We start from the raw sequence: 19,097 nt of genomic DNA, 5'->3' as shown, positions 1-19,097 counted from the left end.
GCCGAAGAATATGCCGCTTAGGGCCAACTGTCGGGCTTTGGTCGTCCTCTGGGCTGTACATCTCCATTTTGGCTCGAGTACCATCGGTATCGGGTAGCTACAAAGACCGCCACGCACCATGACAAGTGAAGGAGAAAGACCATGCGTACCCTATCGTTCGTAGTCGTTTCCGTGTTGATGACGTCTGGACAGGTTCTGGCAGAATCCAATGAGCTTTACGCGCTGGATGATGTCAGCAAACAGCTACTGAAGGATGCTGCCACCAGAGCGGCTCCCAGCGAGGTGGTACAGGGAGCGAAAACCGCGGGGGAGGCGGTCGACACGGCTAAGAAGATGAAGGAAACGGCAAAAGCCGCGCCAGATGCCGTCAAGGGTCAGGTGGAGGCGGCCGCTAAGGAGTCGGCCAAGCAACAGCTTAAGGAAGCGGTGCCTGAGGAGGCCAAAGAAGGGGCGAAGGCTGTAGAGAGCACCGCCAAGTCGGCCAAGTCTATCAAGAAGCAGGTGGAGGCGGCACCGAAGTCCGCCGAGGAGGCGACGAAGGCGGCCAAGGCAAAGGCTAAGGAGGAAGCGACAAAAAAGGCTTTGGAATTGCTGCCTTAAGAATCTCTTTTTGCGGGTTACTGTCTGCGATATTCCTTCCAACCGAGACGCATCAATGCCATGGAAGGCAGCGCCATGCCAACACAATAGAACATCACATCGAACCACTGCGGTCCCTCCAGCAGTTGGAATGTCGATGCGAACAATACTAGCGATGCTCCACTGATCGCGATGCTGACCCAAAACGGGAATGCAACGAAGCCGGTGGCTGCGTCGGCCTTCGGTTCGTACCCTAAGATCATCGCCCCTGTCACTCCGGCGCTGATGAGTCCGTGATCCGAATAGGGATGATCCAGCTGCGCAATGAAGGAAACCATCCAGGCTATCGCCCCGATCTCGATCCCGATGAAGGACCAAAACGTGATCGCCAATAGGCCGGCGGGCATGTGACCGTCGTAGACTCTGGGCAAGAGCATCAGGGAGAACAAGAATAATGCCGCGGCCATGTAGACGTTGACGCTAGCCACCATGTAAAGGCGTCGGGCGCCGAGCATGTCGGCTTCTGGAATGGCGCTGACCTCGGCCATGCCATGTGCGCCTACGAAGCAAACGATCGCTGCGACGGTCAATGCTGCGTTGAGAAAGAGAAAGAGGCGCTGGTCGGCGATTTCCTTACGAAGCGTTAAAACCAATGTTAGAACGGTGATGCTGACACCGCCCAGTGCTGAGAGGAACTGGCCGTAGCTTTTCGCTAATTCGATATTATTGATGTGAACCACGGAATCGCTCCCCGCCATGTTCTCCCCTTGCTCTTGTCGTGGCCGTGGGGCTGCGGCGCGAAATTTGACCAATGCGAGTTCTGGGCATTCTACCTGCTAAACCTCGCACGACACAGCCAATGTCCACGTGGCGTCTACTGCAATGCAGGCGATAGCCGGTATATTGCTGGGGCGCGGAAGCTAAGCTGCTGTTTAGCATCGTTTTAAGTCGCTATGTCCAACACTGCAACGCTCTCCGACTCCGCCAGCGGTGGTTCGAATCCACGTCTCAATCAGATTCGGGGATTCCTCGGCGAATTCGGCCTTGTGTTGCCCCGGGGCATCGGATATATCATCCCGCGGCTCGCCGAGATTCTGGAGGACTGCGAGAACGAACTCCCGGCCACCTTTCGCGCCTTAGTGGAGCGGCTGGGCGAGCACCTCAAGGCGTTGGATCGGCAGGTCGATGAGTTGGAGCAGCAGATCCAGGCCTGGGACCGTGAACAGGCCATGAGTCGGAAACTGGCAGAGATTTCCGGTATCGGTCCCCTCGCAGCGAGCGCGCTGGTGCCTTGGATCGACGATGCCAAAAGTTTCGAGAACGGCCGGCAATTGGCCGCCTGGCTGGGCCCGGTGCCGCGCCCGCATTCGGGCAGCGGCGAGCGGATCCGATTGAAATGTGGCTGCAGCAACTGCCAACGCGGCGGAACAAAAAACTCCCGGATTGTCGGGTTTCAACCACCGATTGCTCGGGCAATCACGCCATGATGGCAACAAAGGTCAGACCGGGATCGAATCACCCTCCTTTTGCCATGGCGCCTTGAGCGCGACCGCTGGTTCAGGAGCCGACCAGCACATTCCATCAGGGACTTTGACTTCGCCCTTGGCGTTAGTGTAGATTCCGCTCACTTTTTTATAGCCAATTTCAAAGGTATAGTATGAGTAATTTTCCGCCGTGCCCACAATGCAATTCTGAATTCACCTATGAAGACGGAGCAATGTTCATCTGTCCAGAATGCGGTTACGAATGGGGAATGTCCGCGGTTCCCGAGAATGTGGAAGCCGATAAAGTGGTGAAAGACGCTTACGGCAACATTCTTAAAGACGGGGACAGCGTGACGGTGATCAAGGATTTGAAAATCAAAGGCTCATCATCGGTGGTTAAGGTTGGTACTAAAGTCAAGAACATTCGTTTGGTCGACGGCGACCACGACATCGATTGTAAGATCGATGGTATTGGCGCTATGGGCCTGAAATCGGAGTTTGTTAAGAAAGCCTGAATCGGTTTTCGGTGACAAGGATGGTTCTATTCTTCCACCAAATCCAGAGAGGCAGATATGAGAGGGAGTAATGTGCGCGAATCATCGATTGTAAACAGCCGTCGCAGCTTTCTCATTGCGTCCGCGGGAACCGTCGCCTGCTTGGCAATGGGCGGATTTCCCAGGGCTTCGAAGGCAGCGTCTCCCCATTCCTTGCCGCCGTTGCCTTACGCCGAGGATGCCCTGGCACCGGTGATTTCAGCCAAGACGATCGGGTTCCATTATGGGAAACATCACAAGGGTTATGTGGATAATTTGAACAAGCTTGTGGCAGGAACGGATTATGCTGATGTTCCCTTGGAGAAAATTATTACAGATACTGCGGGGAAGGCGGACAAAGCTCTGATTTTCAATAACGCAGCTCAGGTCTGGAACCATACGTTCTATTGGAAAAGCCTGCGGGCCAAAGGCGGCGGCGAGCCGCCGGCGTCGCTTAAACGGAAAATCGAGACTTCTTTCGGTAGCGTCGCTGCCTGCAAGCAGGAAATTGCGAACGCGGCGGTTTCACAGTTCGGAAGTGGGTGGGCTTGGCTCGTTCTCAATGGCGACAAGCTAGAGATTATCAAGACGGCCAATGCCGATACTCCATTGGCGTCCGCCACAAAGCCTCTGCTGGCAATCGACGTGTGGGAGCACGCCTATTATCTGGACTATCAGAACCGCCGCGCCGATTATGTCAATGCGGTTCTCGACAAGCTGGTCAATTGGGAGTTTGCTTTGCAAAACGCCGGCTAGAAAGGCGGCGGCGGAAGTCGCCGCGGCGGTGCGTTCGATGCAGGGAGCGGCCAGCTTAGGGCGGCTGGCCGCCGGGTCACCGGCTCCGTGGTCAACTGTCGACGTGGGCCAGGGAGTGCTTTCGGCCCACGGTGCCAAGTAAATCACGGCGTTGTATCGGGAGTATTTCCCAAATGTTGCGGAGCGGACAGAGTCGCGTCGGGGCGACTCGATAGCCTGCCGGTCCCGTTCGTTTGGGCTGGTGGCGGGGCACCGTTTTGCCGGCCATCACGGCTGGCCGGTAGGCGCTGCGGTCGCATCTATGGCATGATACAAGGTTTCTTACATAAAAGCGTCGGAGTCGTTCATGCGCATCATGCTGCTGGGAAGCCCTGGGTCCGGTAAGGGTACGCAAGCCAAGTACATCACGGAGCGTTTCGGCATCCCTCAGATTTCCACCGGCGACATGCTGCGTGCCGCAGTGCGCGAGGGCACGCCGCTCGGGATGGAGGCAAAGAAGATCATGGATGCCGGGCAACTGGTGTCGGATTTGATCATCCTCGGCTTGATCAAGGAGCGGATCGCTGCGCCGGACTGCGCGAACGGGTTCCTCCTGGATGGTTTCCCGCGCACGATCGCCCAGGCCGATGGGCTGGCCGAGATGGGCGTGGCGCTCGACCATGTGGTGGAGATTGCGGTGGACGACGAGGAGATCGTCAAGCGCATGAGCGGCCGGCGGGTGCATCCGGCTTCCGGCCGTACCTATCATGTGGTGTTCAATCCGCCGAAGGCGGAAGGCAAGGATGACGAGACCGGCGAGCCCCTGATCCAGCGCGAGGATGACAAGGAGGAGACCGTCCGCAAGCGCCTGGAGGTCTACCATGCCCAGACCAAGCCGCTGGTCGATTACTACCGGGACAAAGCAGGACAGGGCGGGGCGAAATTCCATACCTTGCCGGGGGTGGGCAGCGTCGAGGCCATCCGCGACGCGGTGCTGACCGTCTTGGCCTGAGAGGCCACCGGATCCATCTTTCCATCTTTAAGCCATGAGCGGAAAAACCCTTTACGACAAACTGTGGGACGACCACGTCGTGCATGCCGATGCGGACGGATCGTGCCTGATCTATATCGACCGCCATCTGATTCACGAGGTGACCTCGCCCCAGGCTTTCGAGGGGCTGCGGATGGCGGGGCGCGAACCGTGGCGGCTGGATGCCAACCTTGCGGTGGCCGACCACAACGTGCCGACCGCCGACCGCGACCGGGGCATCGCCGATCCGGTATCGCGTCTGCAGGTGGAAACCCTGGATAAGAACTGCGCCGATTTCGGCATCACCGAATTCGCGATGGACGACCTGCGCCAGGGCATCGTGCACGTGATCGGTCCCGAGCAGGGCGCGACCCTGCCAGGCATGACCATCGTTTGCGGCGATTCGCATACGTCTACCCACGGTGCCTTCGGGGCGCTCGCCTTCGGGATCGGCACTTCCGAGGTCGAGCACGTGCTGGCCACACAATGCCTGGTGCAGCGCAAGGCGAAGAACATGCTGGTGCGCGTTGACGGCAAGCTGGCGCCGGGCGTGACGGCGAAAGACCTCGTGCTGGCGGTCATCGGGCGTATCGGAACCGCCGGCGGCACCGGCTATACCATCGAATTCGCCGGCGAGGCCATCCGCGGCTTGTCGATGGAAGGCCGGATGACGGTCTGCAACATGGCTATCGAGGCGGGCGCACGCGCCGGCCTGGTGGCGGTGGACGAGGTGACGTTCGACTACCTCAAGGGCCGGCCGTTCGCTCCGGCAGGCGCGCTGTGGGATCAGGCGGTCGATGCCTGGCACAAACTGCACAGCGATCCCGATGCGGTGTTCGACAAGACCGTCGAGATCGACGCGGCCAGCATCAAGCCACAGGTGACCTGGGGAACCTCGCCGGAGCAGGTCGTATCGGTGGATGCCAAGGTACCCGACCCGGCGGTGGAAACGGATCCCGTGCGGCGCGAAAGCATGGAGCGGGCGCTGCAGTACATGGATCTCCAGCCGGGCACGCCGATCGAGGCGATCCGGGTCGACCGGGTGTTCATCGGCTCCTGCACCAACGCGCGGATCGAGGACCTGCGCGCGGCGGCGGAAGTCGCTCGTGGCCATAAGGTCGCCGTCAAGCAGGCGCTGGTGGTGCCGGGTTCCGGTCTGGTCAAGCGCCAGGCGGAGCAGGAGGGGCTGGACAAGGTTTTCACCGATGCCGGATTCGAATGGCGTGAGCCCGGCTGTTCCATGTGCCTGGCGATGAACGCCGACCGGCTGGAACCCGGTGAGCGTTGCGCCTCGACCTCCAACCGGAATTTCGAGGGGCGCCAGGGCTATGGGAGCCGTACGCATCTGGTGAGTCCGGCCATGGCGGCTGCGGCGGCCATTCACGGCCATTTCGTCGACATCACCGAAGGACGGCGTGCATGAAGCCTTTCAAGAAAGTCATTTCGAAGGTCGTACCGCTGGATCGCGCGAACGTCGACACCGACGCCATCATCCCCAAGCAGTTCCTGAAATCCATCCGCCGCAGCGGGTTCGGCCCGTATCTGTTCGACGAATGGCGCTATCTGGACCGGGGCGAGCCGGACATGGATTGCAGCAATCGCCCGCTCAATCCGGATTTCGTGCTCAACCTGCCGTGCTATGCCGGCGCCAGGATATTGCTGGCCCGCAAGAACTTCGGCTGCGGCTCCTCGCGCGAGCATGCGCCGTGGGCGCTGGAGGATTACGGTTTTCGCGCCGTCATCGCGCCGAGCTTCGCCGATATCTTCTACAACAACTGCTTCAAGAACGGCATCCTGCCCATCGTACTCGAGGAGGCCAAAGTGGACCGCTTGTTCGCGGAAGCCGGTCCCGGTTTCGAGCTGACCGTCGACCTGGAGGCGCAGACCGTGGCGACGCCGTTCGGCGAAACCTTCCATTTCGAGGTGGACGCCTCCCGCAAGCATCGCTTGCTCAACGGCCTGGACGACATCGGCCTGACTCTGCAGCATGCCGAGGCTATTCGCGCCTACGAATTGGCCCACCGCGAGTCCGCCCCCTGGCTGTTTGCCGTCCCCTGATTCTTGCGTAAATTTAGGAATTCGCTCCAATGACTGTGAAAATTGCTGTTTTGCCCGGTGACGGCATCGGTCCCGAAATCGTCGCCGAGGCCCTGAAGGTTCTGGATTGCCTGCGCACCGACTTCGGCCTCGCGGTCGAAACCGAACACGCCCTGATCGGCGGCGCGGCCTACGATGCGCACGGCACGCCGTTCCCTCAGGAAACCCTGGACCTGTGCCGGGCTGCCGATTCGATCCTGCTCGGTGCGGTCGGGGGCCCCAAGTGGGAGCCGCTGGACTACGCGCTGCGGCCCGAGCGCGGCCTCTTGGGCCTGCGTTCCGAACTGGAACTGTTTTCCAATCTGCGCCCCGCGGTGCTCTATCCGCAGCTGGTCTCGGCATCGACCCTCAAGCCCGAGGTGGTCTCCGGTCTCGACATCATGATCGTGCGCGAGCTGACCGGCGGCATCTATTTCGGCAAGCCGCGCGGCCGCCGCATCAACGAGCAGGGCGAGCGCGAAGGCTACAACACCCTGGTATACAGCGAATCGGAGATCCGCCGCATCGCCCACAGCGCGTTCCAGATTGCCCAGAAGCGCGACAAGCGCCTGTGCAGCATCGACAAGGCCAACGTGCTGGAGTGCACCGAGCTGTGGCGCGAGGTGGTGATCGAGGTCGGCAGGGAGTATCCGGAGGTCGCCTTGAGCCACATGTACGTCGACAACGCCTCCATGCAGCTGGTGCGCGCACCTAAGCAGTTCGACGTGATGCTGACCGACAACATGTTCGGCGACATCCTGTCGGACTGCGCCGCGATGCTGACCGGTTCGATCGGCATGCTGCCCTCGGCTTCGCTGGACAAGGACGGCAAGGGCATGTACGAGCCCATCCACGGCTCGGCCCCGGACATCGCCGGCCGCGGTATCGCCAATCCGATCGCCACCATTCTGTCGCTGGCCATGATGCTGCGCTACAGCTTGGACGACGCGGCAGCGGCGGAAAGGATCGAGCAGGCCGTGCAGACGGCGCTGGATCAGGGCTGCCGCACCGCCGACATCGCCGCGGAAGGCACCGCCAAGGTCGGCACCGCCGCGATGGGCGATGCCATCGTCGCTGCGCTGCGCGCCGCCTGAACCCCGACGTTTCCCTTCGAGTGTAAGCCATGAGCAAAACCTTTAACGTCGCCGTGCTGGGAGCCACCGGGGCTGTCGGCGAAACCATGCTGTCCATCCTGGAGCAGCGCAATTTCCCGGTGGGCGAGGTGTACGCCTTGGCCAGCAGCCGTTCCGCCGGCAAACGCGTGGAGTTCCAGGGCAGCCAGCTCAAAGTGCTGGACGTCGAGGAGTTCGACTGGTCCAAGGCCCAGATCGGTCTGTTCTCGCCCGGCGCCTCGGTGTCGGACATCCACGCGCCCAAAGCCGCCGCGGCCGGCTGCGTGGTGATCGACAACACCTCCCGGTTCCGCTACGAGGACGACATCCCGTTGGTGGTGCCGGAGGTCAATCCGGAAAAGATCGCCGATTACCGGAACCGCGGCATCATCGCCAACCCGAATTGCTCCACCATCCAGATGCTGGTGGCATTGAAGCCAATCTACGACGCGGTTGGCATCGAGCGCATCAACGTCTGCACCTACCAGGCGGTGTCCGGCACCGGTAAGAAAGCCATCGAGGAGCTGGCGGGGCAGACCGCGCAGCTGCTCAACGGCCGGCCCTGCGAGGCTTCGGTTTACCCCAAGCAGATCGCTTTCAACGTGCTGCCTCAGATCGACGTCTTCCTGGACAACGGCTACACCAAGGAAGAGATGAAGATGGTGTGGGAAACCCGCAAGATCATGGGCGATGATCATATCGAAGTGAACCCGACGGCGGTGCGGGTGCCGGTGTTCTTCGGCCATTCCGAAGCGGTGCACATCGAAACCCGCGACAAAATCACAGCGGATAAGGCGAGGGCGCTGCTGCAGCAGGCGCCGGGTGTGGTGGTGATCGACGAACACCTGCCGGGCGGCTACCCCACCGCCGTCAGTGAGGCGGCCGGGCACGATCCCGTTTATGTCGGCCGTATCCGTGAGGACATCTCGCATCCGCGCGGGCTGAACCTGTGGATCGTGGCGGACAACATCCGTAAGGGCGCTGCGCTCAACAGCGTGCAGATCGCGGAGGCGCTGATCGGCAGCTATCTTTGAAGCGGAGTTTTTTACATTTCTTGCTGAAGACACGCGGTGTACAGAGCGGAAAGGATCAGATTCGCGCGTCGGACCCTGACGCTCATCGGCATATTCATTTCGCCCGGCTCCCATGCGCTGGGGGTCGGGGAGCTCAGGCTGCAGTCTGCTCTCAACCAGACCCTCAAGGCGGAGGTGCCGCTCGTCCTTTCGGATGAAAAGCTCGACGACATCAAGGTAGTCTTGGCTCCGCCGGAGGCTTTTGCCCAGGCCGGCATCGAGCGCCAGCAGTTCCTGTCGAGCCTGCGGTTTCAACCGGAGCGGCAGGCGGACGGACGCTATGCGATCCGGATCAGTTCCCGCGAACCCGTCCGCGATCCGTTCCTGAGTTTTCTCATGGAAGTGAATTGGCCGGACGGGCGGGTCGTCAAGGAATTCACCGTACTGGTCGATCCGCCGGCCCAGGTCCTTCCGGGCCTGAGTTCCGCCGGCCAGTCCGAGCCATCTTCCCAATACCGGTACGACTCCGCCCCGCGGTCGCCTTATTTTGCGGACAATCCGTCTGTCTCCGATGCACGCCGTCCGAAGCCTTCCGACAACGTCTCGGAATACGGCCCCATAAGGCGCCGCGACACGCTGTCTTCCATTGCCAGGGCCGTCAACGCGGACGGCGATCTCACGCCGGAGCAAATCAAGGTCGGCATCTACCACGCCAACCCTGACGCCTTCGCGGGTGGCAAGGTCAACGCCCTCAAGCGCGGAGTCGTATTGAACATCCCTCCGCACGCGGCGCTGGCGGAACGGCAGCCGGCAGAAGCAGCCAGGGAGTGGCGGGAACTGCGGGCGGCGGTGCGCCGCGAAAGTCCGGATGAGGCGGCCGCGGCGGCGTCCGAGCGCGCCCCCGAGACTTCCGCTCCCGTCCCGCGAGTGGCAGGGGAGGAGGCCGCGGTTCGAGGCTCCCGGCTCAGACTTCTGGCTCCCGGCAGCAAGGGACAGGCGGGCAGTGCCGGCGGCAAGGAGGACATCGCCCTGGAAGTCGCCGAAAGCCTTCGCCAGGAAAATGAGGAAATTCGCGCCAGACTGGGAGCGCTCGAACAGCAGCTTTCGACCCTTCAGAAACTTCTCGAACTGAAGGAGCACCAGATTGCGGCGATGCAGCCCCCAGTGCCGGGTGCCGGAACGGCGTCCGCTGGAGTTTTTCCGGCTGCGGCTTCCCCGGCCGCCAGCACCCTGCCGTCGCCGGAGCCGTCTCCTGCCACGGTCACCGGTGCCGGCGCACCGGTGACCGTGGCGATCGAAGCTCCGACGCGGGTGACTGCGCAGCCGGAGGAAGCGCCTGCGAACGGCGCTTGGATTTGGGGGGGCGGTATTGGCACCGTCACTCTCGCGGCGGCGCTGGCCTGGTGGGCGAACCGGAAGCGGCGGTTGTTCACCCTTGGCCTGGTGCTGCCTTCGAGTCTCGATATGCTGAAGGCGGGCAAGAAGCAACCGGCCGGAGCGCGGAGCGTTTCCACCGCCGGTGTCCGCACTCTGGAATCGTACCGCAACGCGGCCGAAGCCGTGGATTCCGGGGAGCCCGTCGACCCAATCGCCGAGGCTGAAGCCTTTCTGGCCAACGGAAAAAATGCTCAGGCCGAACAATTGATGCGGGCCGCCGTTGCGGCACATCCCGAAAGCGACGAATTTCACCTGAAACTGCTCGAAATCCTGTATCTGGGTGAGAAATACCAGGCGTTCGAGGATCTGGCGGAAGATGTGTCGGGATGGCGCGAGACGCGACCGGAACTCTGGGGAGAGGTGGCCCGCATGAGTTTGAAGCTGCGGCTGAAGTCCCCCTCCCAGGCGGATGCTCCGGACGATCTACCGGAGGCGGCATCGGCCGTGCCATTCCCGCTCCAGCCGGGTGTGGGCGAGCCGCTTCCTGAGCCACTGCCACCACCCGCGTTCGTGGAAGAGGCTCCGCCGGATGCATTCGAGGCGGAATCCGCAGACGGCGCCGCGCACCCTGAGGTGGCGGACGTTGCGGCCGACGATATGCCCCCCCTCGAGTTCGACTTCGCTGGACGGGATTCAGCCATGCCGGTCGGGAAGGCGAAGGACGAGCCGAAGGTCGTCCATGACGCCGGCAATCTCATCGCTTACGAACCGGAGCCGTACGCCGGTACGGCGGCTTCCTCAGGCGATTCTCTCGAGTCGTTGTTGGCGGAACTCGAAAGCCTCGGCGATAGTGCCGGGAAACCTCGGGCCGCGGTGGCGGCCGAGGAAAGTTCGGGCCTCGTGTCCGAGCAGCCGATCACCATCGAGATCGAAGCGGTTCCGACCGCGCGGAACGCGGGTACCGCCGGGGAGCCCGGTTTCGGCACACCGGGTCCGGTACGGGAAGATGCGGATCCGTACGCGGACATTACCGACATGGACCCGCTCGAGACCAAGCTTGATCTGAGCAAGGCATACGTCGACATGGGCGATGCCGATTCGGCACGCGAACTGCTCGAGGATATCCTCGCAGCAGGGAACGACCGTCAGAAGGCCGAAGCCCGCGTACTCATGGATCGGGTGGCCGGGCCGCAGGACCCTGCTGGAACGGCGTCTTAAAACCCGTCCCGGCTCCGGTGCGCCAGTTTGAGGCGAGGCGCAGCCGGGGTTTCAGAATTACCGGCTCATCTGGCGCAACGCCGATAAATCGGCAGCGGTTCGTCGACTGCAGCCTGGTAAGTCACGCTGAATTCGCTGAGCAGTGGCAGTGCGGTTTCCAGGTTCGCATCGTGTGTGAATTCAAAGGCGTTGAATCCCACGCGCCGGAGATAGAACACCTGGTCCGGGATGAAGGCCCCGCGCGCCCTGAGTTCGCCCCGGTAGCCGTAGCGCTCCCTCAGCAGCCTGGCGACGGAAAAGCCGCGCCCGTCGACCATGCTGGGGAACTCCACTACGACCAACGGGAACTGGTCGAGTTCTCCGGCGACATCTTCCACTCGGTCGTCTCCCCCGACCCGCAGCCCCAAGGCGCCGCCGTGGGCCGCCAGCTCGTTTTTCTCCCGGTTCCAGCGTGCGAGCGAGACGGTGCACGGGGCTGCACTCACCGGCTCGTCGTCGGCCAAGTGGTGCCAAGTATCGGTGACGATGAATCCGTCCTTAATGATGGGCATAGACGCGCTCCTGAAACGGGTTGATGCCGAGACGCCGCACGGTGTCGAGGAAGGATTCCTCGTCCTGGCGGAGTTCGATGTAGGCTTGCAGGATGGTTTCCACGGCCTGGGCTACGTTGGCCTTGTCGATGGCGGGGCCGAGGCGCTCGCCGAGGGATGCGTCGTTGCTGGAACTGCCGCCGAGGGTGAGCTGGTACCACTCCTCGCCTTTCTTGTCGACGCCCAGGATGCCGATGTGGCCGACGCTCTGATGGGCGCAGCCGTTCATGCAGCCGGAGATGTTGATGCGCAGGTCGCCGAGGTCGTGCAGATAGTCGATGTCGTCGATGCGCGAATAGATGTCTTCTGCCACCGGGATCGAACTGGCGTTGGCGAGCGAGCAGTAATCCAGGCCGGGGCAGCAGATCATGTCGGTGGCCTTGCCGATGTTGGGTGTGGCCAGTCCGATGGCGGCTAGCCTCCGCCACAGATCGAACAGGTCGTCCTGGTTCACGTCTGCGAGCACCAGGTTCTGGGTGTGAGTGGCGCGGACCTCGCCGAAGCTGTAGCGGTCGGCGACGTCGGCAATGGCTTCCATCTGCGCGTCGGTGACGTCGCCCGGCGGTACGCCGCGAGGTTTGAGCGATAGGAAAACCGAACGGTAGCCGGCGTTCTTGTGGGCAGCGGTGTTGTTCCTGAGCCAGGCATCGAAGCGGGGATCGGCTGCGGCTTGAGTGTCCAGAGTTCCCGCGCTTGCGGGTTGGTAATCCGGCGCGGTGAAATGCCGTTTGACCCGCTCGATCTCAGCCGTGTCGAGGACCAATTGGCCGCGGACATGCGCCCATTCGGCTTCGACCTGGCGGGTGAAATCCTCGATGCCGGTTTCCTTGAGCAGTATCTTGATCCGGGCCTTGTACTTGTTGTCGCGCCGCCCGAAGCGGTTGTAAACGCGCAGGATGGCCTCCAGGTAGGACAGCAGGTCGGCCTTGGCGAGGAAGGGGCGGATGATCTGGCCGATGATCGGCGTGCGTCCGAGGCCGCCGCCGACCAGGACCTCGAAGCCGGTTTCGCCTGCCTCATTCCGGACCATTTGCAGGCCGATGTCGTGCACCTGGGTCGCGGCGCGGTCCTTCGCCGCTCCGCTGACGGCGACCTTGAACTTGCGCGGCAGGTAGCTGAATTCCGGGTGCAGGGTCGACCACTGGCGGACGATCTCGCAGTACGGGCGCGGGTCTTCGATCTCGTCGGGGCAGACGCCGGCCAGCGGGTCGCTGGTCACGTTGCGGATGCAGGCGCCGCTGGTTTGGATGGCGTGCATCTGAACCGTCGCCAGTTCCGCCAGGATATCCGGCACGTCTTCCAGGCGCGGCCAGTTGAACTGGATGTTCTGGCGGGTGGTGAAATGGGCAACGGATTTGTCGTAGCGGCGGGCGATCTCGGCCAGCTTGCGCAGCTGCCGGGACGAGAGCAGGCCGTAGGGAATGGCCACGCGCAGCATCGGGGCGTGGCGCTGGATGTACAGCCCGTTCATCAGGCGCAAGGGTCGGAACTGGTCTTCGGTCAGTTCGCCCTGGAGGAATCGGCGGGTCTGGCTGCGGAACTGGGCAACCCGTTCGTCGACCAGCCGCTGGTCGTATTGGTCGTATTGATACATGGCGTCTTCGCTGTCGGGTGTTCGCTTCGGCGATATCCTGAGTTTTTTACTATGAAATCGACGATAACACCATGGCATGTCGGAGTCGACGCCTGCAGCCGGTGCGTGGTGGTGGGGCTGGGACAGCGTGCGCGCCGCCGGTGCGCTTGGCGCCGGGGCCCGGTGGATTCGTCAGTCCGGATGTTCTTCTTATATAATCGCGGGTCAGATTTGGGAACAGGCGGGCCGCTCATGTAGCGGCCACGTTTTTATTTAATTCATAACAATTTGAGAGGACATGGCCTTGTTACGCGCATTCGCATTACTGTCGCTCTTCTTAGGGCTGCCCGAGCTTGCCCTGGCGGAGGAAACCCAGAACCTTGATCTGACCGCGACTCACCGCGGATTATACTGTGTTCTGATCTTCATCGTGGCCTATGCCTTCGTGATGACCGAAGAATTCACTCATCTTCGGAAGTCCAAGCCGGTCATTCTGGCTGCAGGCATCATCTGGGCGCAGGTCGCTTACATGGCCAGCACTGCCGGCGTCGCGGCCGAAGAGGTGCACCGGGCGTTCGAGCACGATCTCAAGGAATACGCGGAGCTGATGCTGTTCCTGCTGGTTGCGATGACCTACATCAACGCCATGGCCGAGCGTAATGTGTTCGAGACACTGCGTTCCTGGCTGGTGACCCGCAAGTTCGGTTACCGCAAACTGTTCTGGATCACCGGAGTCATCACCTTCTTCCTGTCCTCGGTGGCGGACAACCTGACCTCGGCTCTGCTGGTCGGCGCGGTGGTGATGGCGGTCGGCGCCAAGAGCCCCAAGTTCGTGAGCTTAGGTTTCATCAACCTGGTGATCGCGGCCAATGCGGGCGGGGCGTTCAGCCCTTTCGGCGACATCACCACCCTGATGGTGTGGCAGGCCGGCAAGGCGGAGTTCTTCGACTTCTTCGAGCTGTTCATTCCTTCAGTGGTGAACTTCGTCGTCCCGGCCGCATTCATGCACTTCGCCATTCCCAACGAATTGCCGGAATTCCCCGAGGAAGAAGTCGTCACCATGAAGCCCGGTGCCCTGCTGATCTGCGGCCTGTTCGTGCTGACCATCGGCATCGCAGTCAGCTTCAAGCAGTTCCTCCACCTGCCGCCGTTTCTGGGCATGATGGTGGGCTTGTCCATCCTGATGTTCTACGGTTACCGCCTCAAGCTGTATTTCCCCGGCGTCAACGGCGACAAGTTCGATGTGTTCGCCAACGTCCGCGATGCCGAATGGGACACGCTGCTGTTCTTCTTCGGCGTGGTGTTCGCGGTTGGCGGCCTGGGTTACATCGGCTACCTGGAACTGGCTTCCGTCGCCATGTATGACGGCCTCGGCGCGACCGCGGCCAACATCATCGTCGGTATCCTGTCCGCCGTGGTCGACAACATTCCGGTGATGTTCGCTGTGCTGAACATGAACCCGGACATGGACATCTACCAGTGGATGCTGGTCACCCTGACCGCGGGCGTGGGCGGCTCCATGCTGTCGGTGGGGTCGGCGGCCGGTGTCGCACTGATGGGGACCTCCCGCGGCATGTACACCTTCTTCAGCCATCTGAAGTGGACGCCCGCGGTGGCTGCCGGCTACGTGGCCAGCATCGTGACGCACTATTTCATCAACGGCTGATCCCAACCGTTCGGGCCGTCCGAAGCGTCGGTCCGGATGACGGACAAAAAGCCCGCGGTTTCGGCCCCGGGCTTTTTTGTGTCCTGAATCCAGTGTCCGTTATGCGTTGCAGCAGGCGGGCTGCTTCTGCTGCGGCGACATTTTCTCGACGTCGAAGTAACAGCCGGACAAGGCATCGTGGATTTCGCCCAGCTTGACCTGCAGATCGTCGATGAAGCGGCGCAACTCGGTGCGTCGGCGGGCTTCCTCGTCCTGGACCAGGGCGGTGGCTTCCGACAGCTTCTCACGGACGCAGTTGCCTTGCGGCAGATGGTTGAGCGCATCCTGCATGTCGCGCAGGCAGTAATGGCAAGAACGGGGAAACAGCCTGTCTTCCATGAGGAACTTCACCACCGAGTCGCGTCCGACCGCGGTCTGGCAGTGGCGCCGGTACATGTGGTAGGCGGTCATCGACTTCAGCACGCTCATCCACAGGAGGTTTTCAAAGGGCTTCAGGCTTTCCTTGGCATCGGGCGAGAGATCGCCCCAGCGGACGTCGAGAATGCGTGTGGTCATGTCGGCGCGCTCCAGGTCGCAGCCGAGGCGGACGAATTCATAAGCCTCGTCGTGGCTCATCGTACCGGCAATCAACCCGGCGATGCCTTGTACGCTGAGGATGATATCGTCGAGGTAGGCAAAGCGGCGTTTCGGCGACTCGCTGTCCGGGATGCGCGCCATCGCCTTGAGGTACAACTCGTTGATGTGTTCCCACCCTTCCCGCTGGAGGATGTCCCGGATGCTGCGGGCATTCTCGCGGGCGGCGCGCAGCGAGCTGAGGATGGAGCCGGGGTTGCCTGCGTCCGAAATCAGGAAACGGGTGACTTGGCCCTCGTTCGGGCTGGAATAACGTGTGCCGAACGTTTCCTCGCTGCCGGTGATGGTAAGCAGAGAATCCCAGCTGGGGCGGATATCCCTGGGCAGGTCCAGCATCATGTTGGCGTTGGCGTTGATCATGCGGGCGGTGTTTTCCGCCCGCTCCAGATAGCGCGACATCCAGTAGAGGCTTTCCGCGACTCGTGACAGCATCGCCATATCAGGCTCCTTTTCCGTCGATGATCCAGGTGTCCTTGCTGCCGCCGCCCTGGGACGAGTTCACCACGGTGGAGCCCTTCTTGAGGGCGACGCGCGTCAGTCCGCCGTTGGTCACGTAGGTGTCCCGGCCGCTCAGGATGAAGGGGCGCAGGTCAAGATGGCGCGGTTCGGCCCGATGGTCGACCAGGGTGGGGGCGGTGGAAAGCGTTAGCATGGGCTGCGCCATGTAGTTGCGGGGATCCTGGCGAATGCGTTCGGCGAACTCCGCGCGTTCTTCCTCGCTGGCCTTGGGGCCGATCAGCATGCCGTAGCCGCCCGATTCGTTGGCCGGTTTGACCACGAGCTGGTCGAGGTGGTCCAGCACGTAGCGGCATTCTTCGGGATCGACGCAGCGGTAGGAAGGTACGTTGGGCAGGATGGGCTCCTCGTTCAAGTAATAGCGGATGATGTCGGGAACATAGGTATAAACCACTTTGTCGTCCGCCACCCCGGCGCCGGGAGCGTTGGCAAGCGCCACATTGCCTTTCTTCCAGGCGCGCATGAGGCCCGGCACACCGAGTACCGATTCCGGATGGAAGGCTTCCGGGTCGAGAAACAGGTCGTCGATCCGCCGGTAAACCACGTCGACCTTGTGCAGGCCTTCGATGGTGCGCATGTAGACGCGGTCGTCGCTGCCGACCACCAGGTCGCGTCCTTCCACCAGTTCGGCGCCCATCTGCTGGGCGAGGTAGGCGTGTTCGAAGTAGGCGGAATTGTAGATGCCGGGCGTCAGCACCACGATCTGCGGGTTGGCGACGGGCGCCAGTGACGCCAGGCATTGGCGGAGCTGGGCCGGATAGTCGTCGACCGGGGCGATGGCGTAGGATTCGAACAGCTCCGGCAGCACCCGCTTCATCACCAGGCGGTTCTCCAGCATGTAGGACACGCCCGATGGCACCCGCAGATTGTCCTCCAGCACGTAGAACCGGCCGTCCTTGTCCTTGACCAGATCGGTGCCGCAGACATGGGCCCATACGCCGAGCGGCGGGTCGATGCCCACGCATTCCGGCCGGAAATTCCTGGAGTCGGCCAGTAGTTCACGGGGGAACACGCCGTCCCGGACGATGTTCTGGCCGTGGTAAACGTCGTCGATGAACAGGTTGAGTGCCCTTGTACGCTGTTTCAGGCCCCGTTCGACGGTCCGCCACTCCTCGGCTCGAATCAGCCGCGGGATGACGTCGAACGGCCAGGCGCGATCGATGGAGCCCTCGTTCTCGCAGTACACGGTGAAAGTGATGCCCATGCTCAGGATTTCGGCTTCGGTGGCGGCCTTGCGTTCCTGGATGTCCGTTTCGGAGAAACTGTCGAGATGGTCGAACAGAGCGCGGGCATGGGGCCGGGGGGCGCCGTCATCGTCGATCAGTTCATCGAAACAGTCCGGGTTGGGGTAGTCTTGCAGGGCTAAGCTCATGATCGTGCTTCGATCCTTGGAGGCGAAAGTGTTATGAACGCGGATTATCCATCGCGATGCCGGAGGCTCGTGTCCTTCAAGGGGATGCTAGCGATTTCCGGGCCACCCGAAGTGCCGTGCCGTCTTTTGGCGTTTGCCGGAGCCGGACTTCCGGCGGCACGGGTTCTGGGGCTGGTTTGGGGCACACCGGAAACGTGATGCGCCGATTCGGTGCAAGTACCGAAGCCACCCGGCTCTTGCCGGACGGCTTGAGATCGAGGGCCGTTTCGAGCTAGAGTCCTTTGGCTCTACCGCGCAGATCCTACGGAAGGAAACCCGATGACTTACTGCCTTGCCATCAAGGTCGACGAAGGGCTGGTATTCGCCTCCGATTCACGCACCCATGCCGGCGTCGATTACGCCAGCGTTTACAGCAAGATGTACCGCTTCGATTTGCACGGCGACCGTATGATGGTCATCCTGGCCGCCGGCAATCTGGCGACTACGCAGGCGCTGATCAATCTCATACGACGCGATCTGGAAAATCCGGGAGCGCTCTACAATCTGAATACTGCAGCCTACTTATACGACGCCGCGTCCTACATAGGCGGAACCAGCGTGCGGGTTCAGGAGCAACATGCCGCGGCGATGCAACGCTGCGGCATCTCCGGCGAGGCGAGCTTCATCCTGGGCGGCCAGATCCAGGGTCAGCTGCCCGAAATCTATCTCATCTATCCTCAGGGCAACTACATCACGGCCTCACCCGACAATCCCTATCTGCAGGTCGGCGAGACCAAGTACGGCAAGCCGATTCTCGACCGGATGATCGCCCCGGCCACGACGCTCGAGGACGCGGCGCGCTGTGCTCTGGTCTCCATCGATTCCACCATGCGAAGCAATATTTCGGTCGGTCCGCCCGTAGAGATCGCCATATATCGGCGGGACTCCTTCGCCATCGGCCATTATCTCCACCTGGATTATTCCAGCCCCCTCTATGCTTCGATCCAGAAGCAATGGGCGGAAGGCATACGCAATGCGTTCACCCTGTTGCCCCGGTTCGAATGGGAGCCTACCGAGTTTGCCCCATCAGAACAGGGTCAATAAGGCCAGCAGGCAGATTGCCGTACCGATCAGGATGATTTTCAGGCGGTTACGCAGGTACCAGGCCTTGGTCTCGCCGACCGTTTGGTGCCAGTAATCCTCGATCTGCCGGATGCGATCGTCCCACTCTCGGGCGATCTTGCCGGCTGCCAGGGACCCGAGCCATACCAGAACGCCGACTGCGAGCCATGCCGTCAGGACCTGCGCGCCGCGCGGGGTCAGGCCGAGCACGGCTTCGAATACCGTGTCCAGCAGCATCTCCAGGGCCTCGAGAAGCAGCTCGGCGGTATGCGAAAGGATTTCCACGACGAGTTCGCCTTCTATGGCGATGACGAGCAGAACCACGAAAGTGACGAAGAGATAGAATTTGCCCGCGCGCATGAGTCCGAACTTATGCCGTCTGGTTGATGGATGAGTGGGAAATCGGCCGACCGCTCCGTGCAGAAACGAGTAGATCCACAACGCCCGGATTTTAACCGTAAAATGGAATTTTTTCCGTTCAGGTTTACG

Annotated in this window: 17 protein-coding genes and 1 pseudogene; 12 read left to right on the top strand and 6 right to left on the bottom strand. The window is 61.8% G+C overall.

Annotation, left to right across the window (positions count from 1 at the left end; all coding sequences use genetic code 11):
• Positions 1-141: 141 nt before the first annotated feature.
• A complete protein-coding gene (locus OOT43_RS05970) occupies positions 142-600 on the top strand; it encodes a hypothetical protein (protein WP_266023904.1) in 459 nt (152 codons plus the stop codon).
• 17 nt (positions 601-617) lie between these two features.
• Here the strand turns inward: OOT43_RS05970 and OOT43_RS05965 are convergent, their stop codons facing one another.
• On the bottom strand, positions 618-1,319 hold the full coding sequence (locus tag OOT43_RS05965; protein WP_266023903.1) for a hypothetical protein: 702 nt from the start codon (positions 1,317-1,319) through the stop codon (positions 618-620).
• A gap of 270 nt (positions 1,320-1,589) precedes the next feature.
• On the opposite strand from OOT43_RS05965, the pseudogene OOT43_RS05960 reads away from it, so the two are divergent.
• The 9 genes and pseudogenes from OOT43_RS05960 to OOT43_RS05920 all read left to right on the top strand — a co-directional run.
• A pseudogene (locus tag OOT43_RS05960) lies at positions 1,590-1,964 on the top strand (transposase); the annotation flags it as partial.
• A 272-nt stretch (positions 1,965-2,236) separates the two neighbouring features.
• Complete coding sequence (locus OOT43_RS05955) at positions 2,237-2,578, top strand: zinc ribbon domain-containing protein YjdM (protein ID WP_266023901.1); 342 nt, start codon at positions 2,237-2,239, stop codon at positions 2,576-2,578.
• Between the two features lie 147 nt (positions 2,579-2,725).
• Positions 2,726-3,352: a superoxide dismutase gene (locus OOT43_RS05950; protein WP_266024840.1), complete on the top strand. Its 627-nt coding sequence runs from the start codon at positions 2,726-2,728 to the stop codon at positions 3,350-3,352.
• Positions 3,353-3,698: 346 nt separating this feature from the next.
• Positions 3,699-4,343 (top strand): adenylate kinase, encoded by a 645-nt coding sequence (gene adk, locus OOT43_RS05945; protein WP_266023900.1) that lies wholly within the window; start codon positions 3,699-3,701, stop codon positions 4,341-4,343.
• Positions 4,344-4,377: 34 nt separating this feature from the next.
• The gene (gene leuC / locus OOT43_RS05940; protein ID WP_266023899.1) at positions 4,378-5,784 is read left to right on the top strand and encodes a 3-isopropylmalate dehydratase large subunit; all 1,407 of its coding nucleotides are present in this window, start codon (positions 4,378-4,380) and stop codon (positions 5,782-5,784) included.
• The gene (gene leuD, locus OOT43_RS05935) at positions 5,781-6,419 is read left to right on the top strand and encodes a 3-isopropylmalate dehydratase small subunit (protein WP_266023898.1); all 639 of its coding nucleotides are present in this window, start codon (positions 5,781-5,783) and stop codon (positions 6,417-6,419) included. Before leuC ends, leuD begins: the two co-directional genes overlap by 4 nt.
• A 29-nt stretch (positions 6,420-6,448) precedes the next feature.
• Positions 6,449-7,531: a 3-isopropylmalate dehydrogenase gene (leuB, locus tag OOT43_RS05930; RefSeq protein ID WP_266023897.1), complete on the top strand. Its 1,083-nt coding sequence runs from the start codon at positions 6,449-6,451 to the stop codon at positions 7,529-7,531.
• A 29-nt stretch (positions 7,532-7,560) separates the two neighbouring features.
• Positions 7,561-8,583 (top strand): aspartate-semialdehyde dehydrogenase, encoded by a 1,023-nt coding sequence (locus tag OOT43_RS05925; RefSeq protein WP_266023894.1) that lies wholly within the window; start codon positions 7,561-7,563, stop codon positions 8,581-8,583.
• Positions 8,584-8,619: 36 nt separating this feature from the next.
• Positions 8,620-11,157, top strand: coding sequence for a FimV/HubP family polar landmark protein (locus tag OOT43_RS05920; RefSeq protein ID WP_266023893.1), 2,538 nt, complete (start codon positions 8,620-8,622; stop codon positions 11,155-11,157).
• A gap of 65 nt (positions 11,158-11,222) precedes the next feature.
• Here OOT43_RS05920 and OOT43_RS05915 read toward each other — a convergent pair whose 3' ends face one another.
• Both OOT43_RS05915 and OOT43_RS05910 read right to left on the bottom strand, forming a co-directional pair.
• Positions 11,223-11,708 (bottom strand): DUF934 domain-containing protein, encoded by a 486-nt coding sequence (locus tag OOT43_RS05915; protein ID WP_266023892.1) that lies wholly within the window; start codon positions 11,706-11,708, stop codon positions 11,223-11,225.
• Positions 11,695-13,341, bottom strand: coding sequence for a nitrite/sulfite reductase (locus OOT43_RS05910; RefSeq protein ID WP_266023890.1), 1,647 nt, complete (start codon positions 13,339-13,341; stop codon positions 11,695-11,697). The genes OOT43_RS05915 and OOT43_RS05910 overlap by 14 nt, the downstream gene beginning before the upstream one ends.
• Positions 13,342-13,618: 277 nt before the next feature.
• Between OOT43_RS05910 and nhaD the strand changes: the two genes are divergently transcribed.
• The gene (nhaD, locus tag OOT43_RS05905; protein WP_266023889.1) at positions 13,619-14,986 is read left to right on the top strand and encodes a sodium:proton antiporter NhaD; all 1,368 of its coding nucleotides are present in this window, start codon (positions 13,619-13,621) and stop codon (positions 14,984-14,986) included.
• Positions 14,987-15,085: 99 nt separating this feature from the next.
• Here the strand turns inward: nhaD and OOT43_RS05900 are convergent, their stop codons facing one another.
• Both OOT43_RS05900 and OOT43_RS05895 read right to left on the bottom strand, forming a co-directional pair.
• The gene (locus OOT43_RS05900; RefSeq protein WP_266023888.1) at positions 15,086-16,057 is read right to left on the bottom strand and encodes an alpha-E domain-containing protein; all 972 of its coding nucleotides are present in this window, start codon (positions 16,055-16,057) and stop codon (positions 15,086-15,088) included.
• 1 nt (position 16,058) lies between these two features.
• Positions 16,059-17,507 (bottom strand): circularly permuted type 2 ATP-grasp protein, encoded by a 1,449-nt coding sequence (locus tag OOT43_RS05895; protein WP_266023887.1) that lies wholly within the window; start codon positions 17,505-17,507, stop codon positions 16,059-16,061.
• A 318-nt stretch (positions 17,508-17,825) separates the two neighbouring features.
• On the opposite strand from OOT43_RS05895, the gene OOT43_RS05890 reads away from it, so the two are divergent.
• Positions 17,826-18,590, top strand: coding sequence for a proteasome-type protease (locus OOT43_RS05890; protein WP_266023886.1), 765 nt, complete (start codon positions 17,826-17,828; stop codon positions 18,588-18,590).
• Here the strand turns inward: OOT43_RS05890 and OOT43_RS05885 are convergent.
• The gene (locus OOT43_RS05885; RefSeq protein ID WP_266023885.1) at positions 18,573-18,968 is read right to left on the bottom strand and encodes a hypothetical protein; all 396 of its coding nucleotides are present in this window, start codon (positions 18,966-18,968) and stop codon (positions 18,573-18,575) included. The two genes, OOT43_RS05890 and OOT43_RS05885, sit on opposite strands and share 18 nt — an antisense overlap.
• Positions 18,969-19,097: the final 129 nt, after the last annotated feature.

It is taken from the genome of Methylococcus mesophilus (genome assembly GCF_026247885.1).
Lineage (GTDB): Bacteria > Pseudomonadota > Gammaproteobacteria > Methylococcales > Methylococcaceae > Methylococcus > Methylococcus mesophilus.
This window is presented reverse-complemented; position numbering and strand designations above follow the sequence as displayed.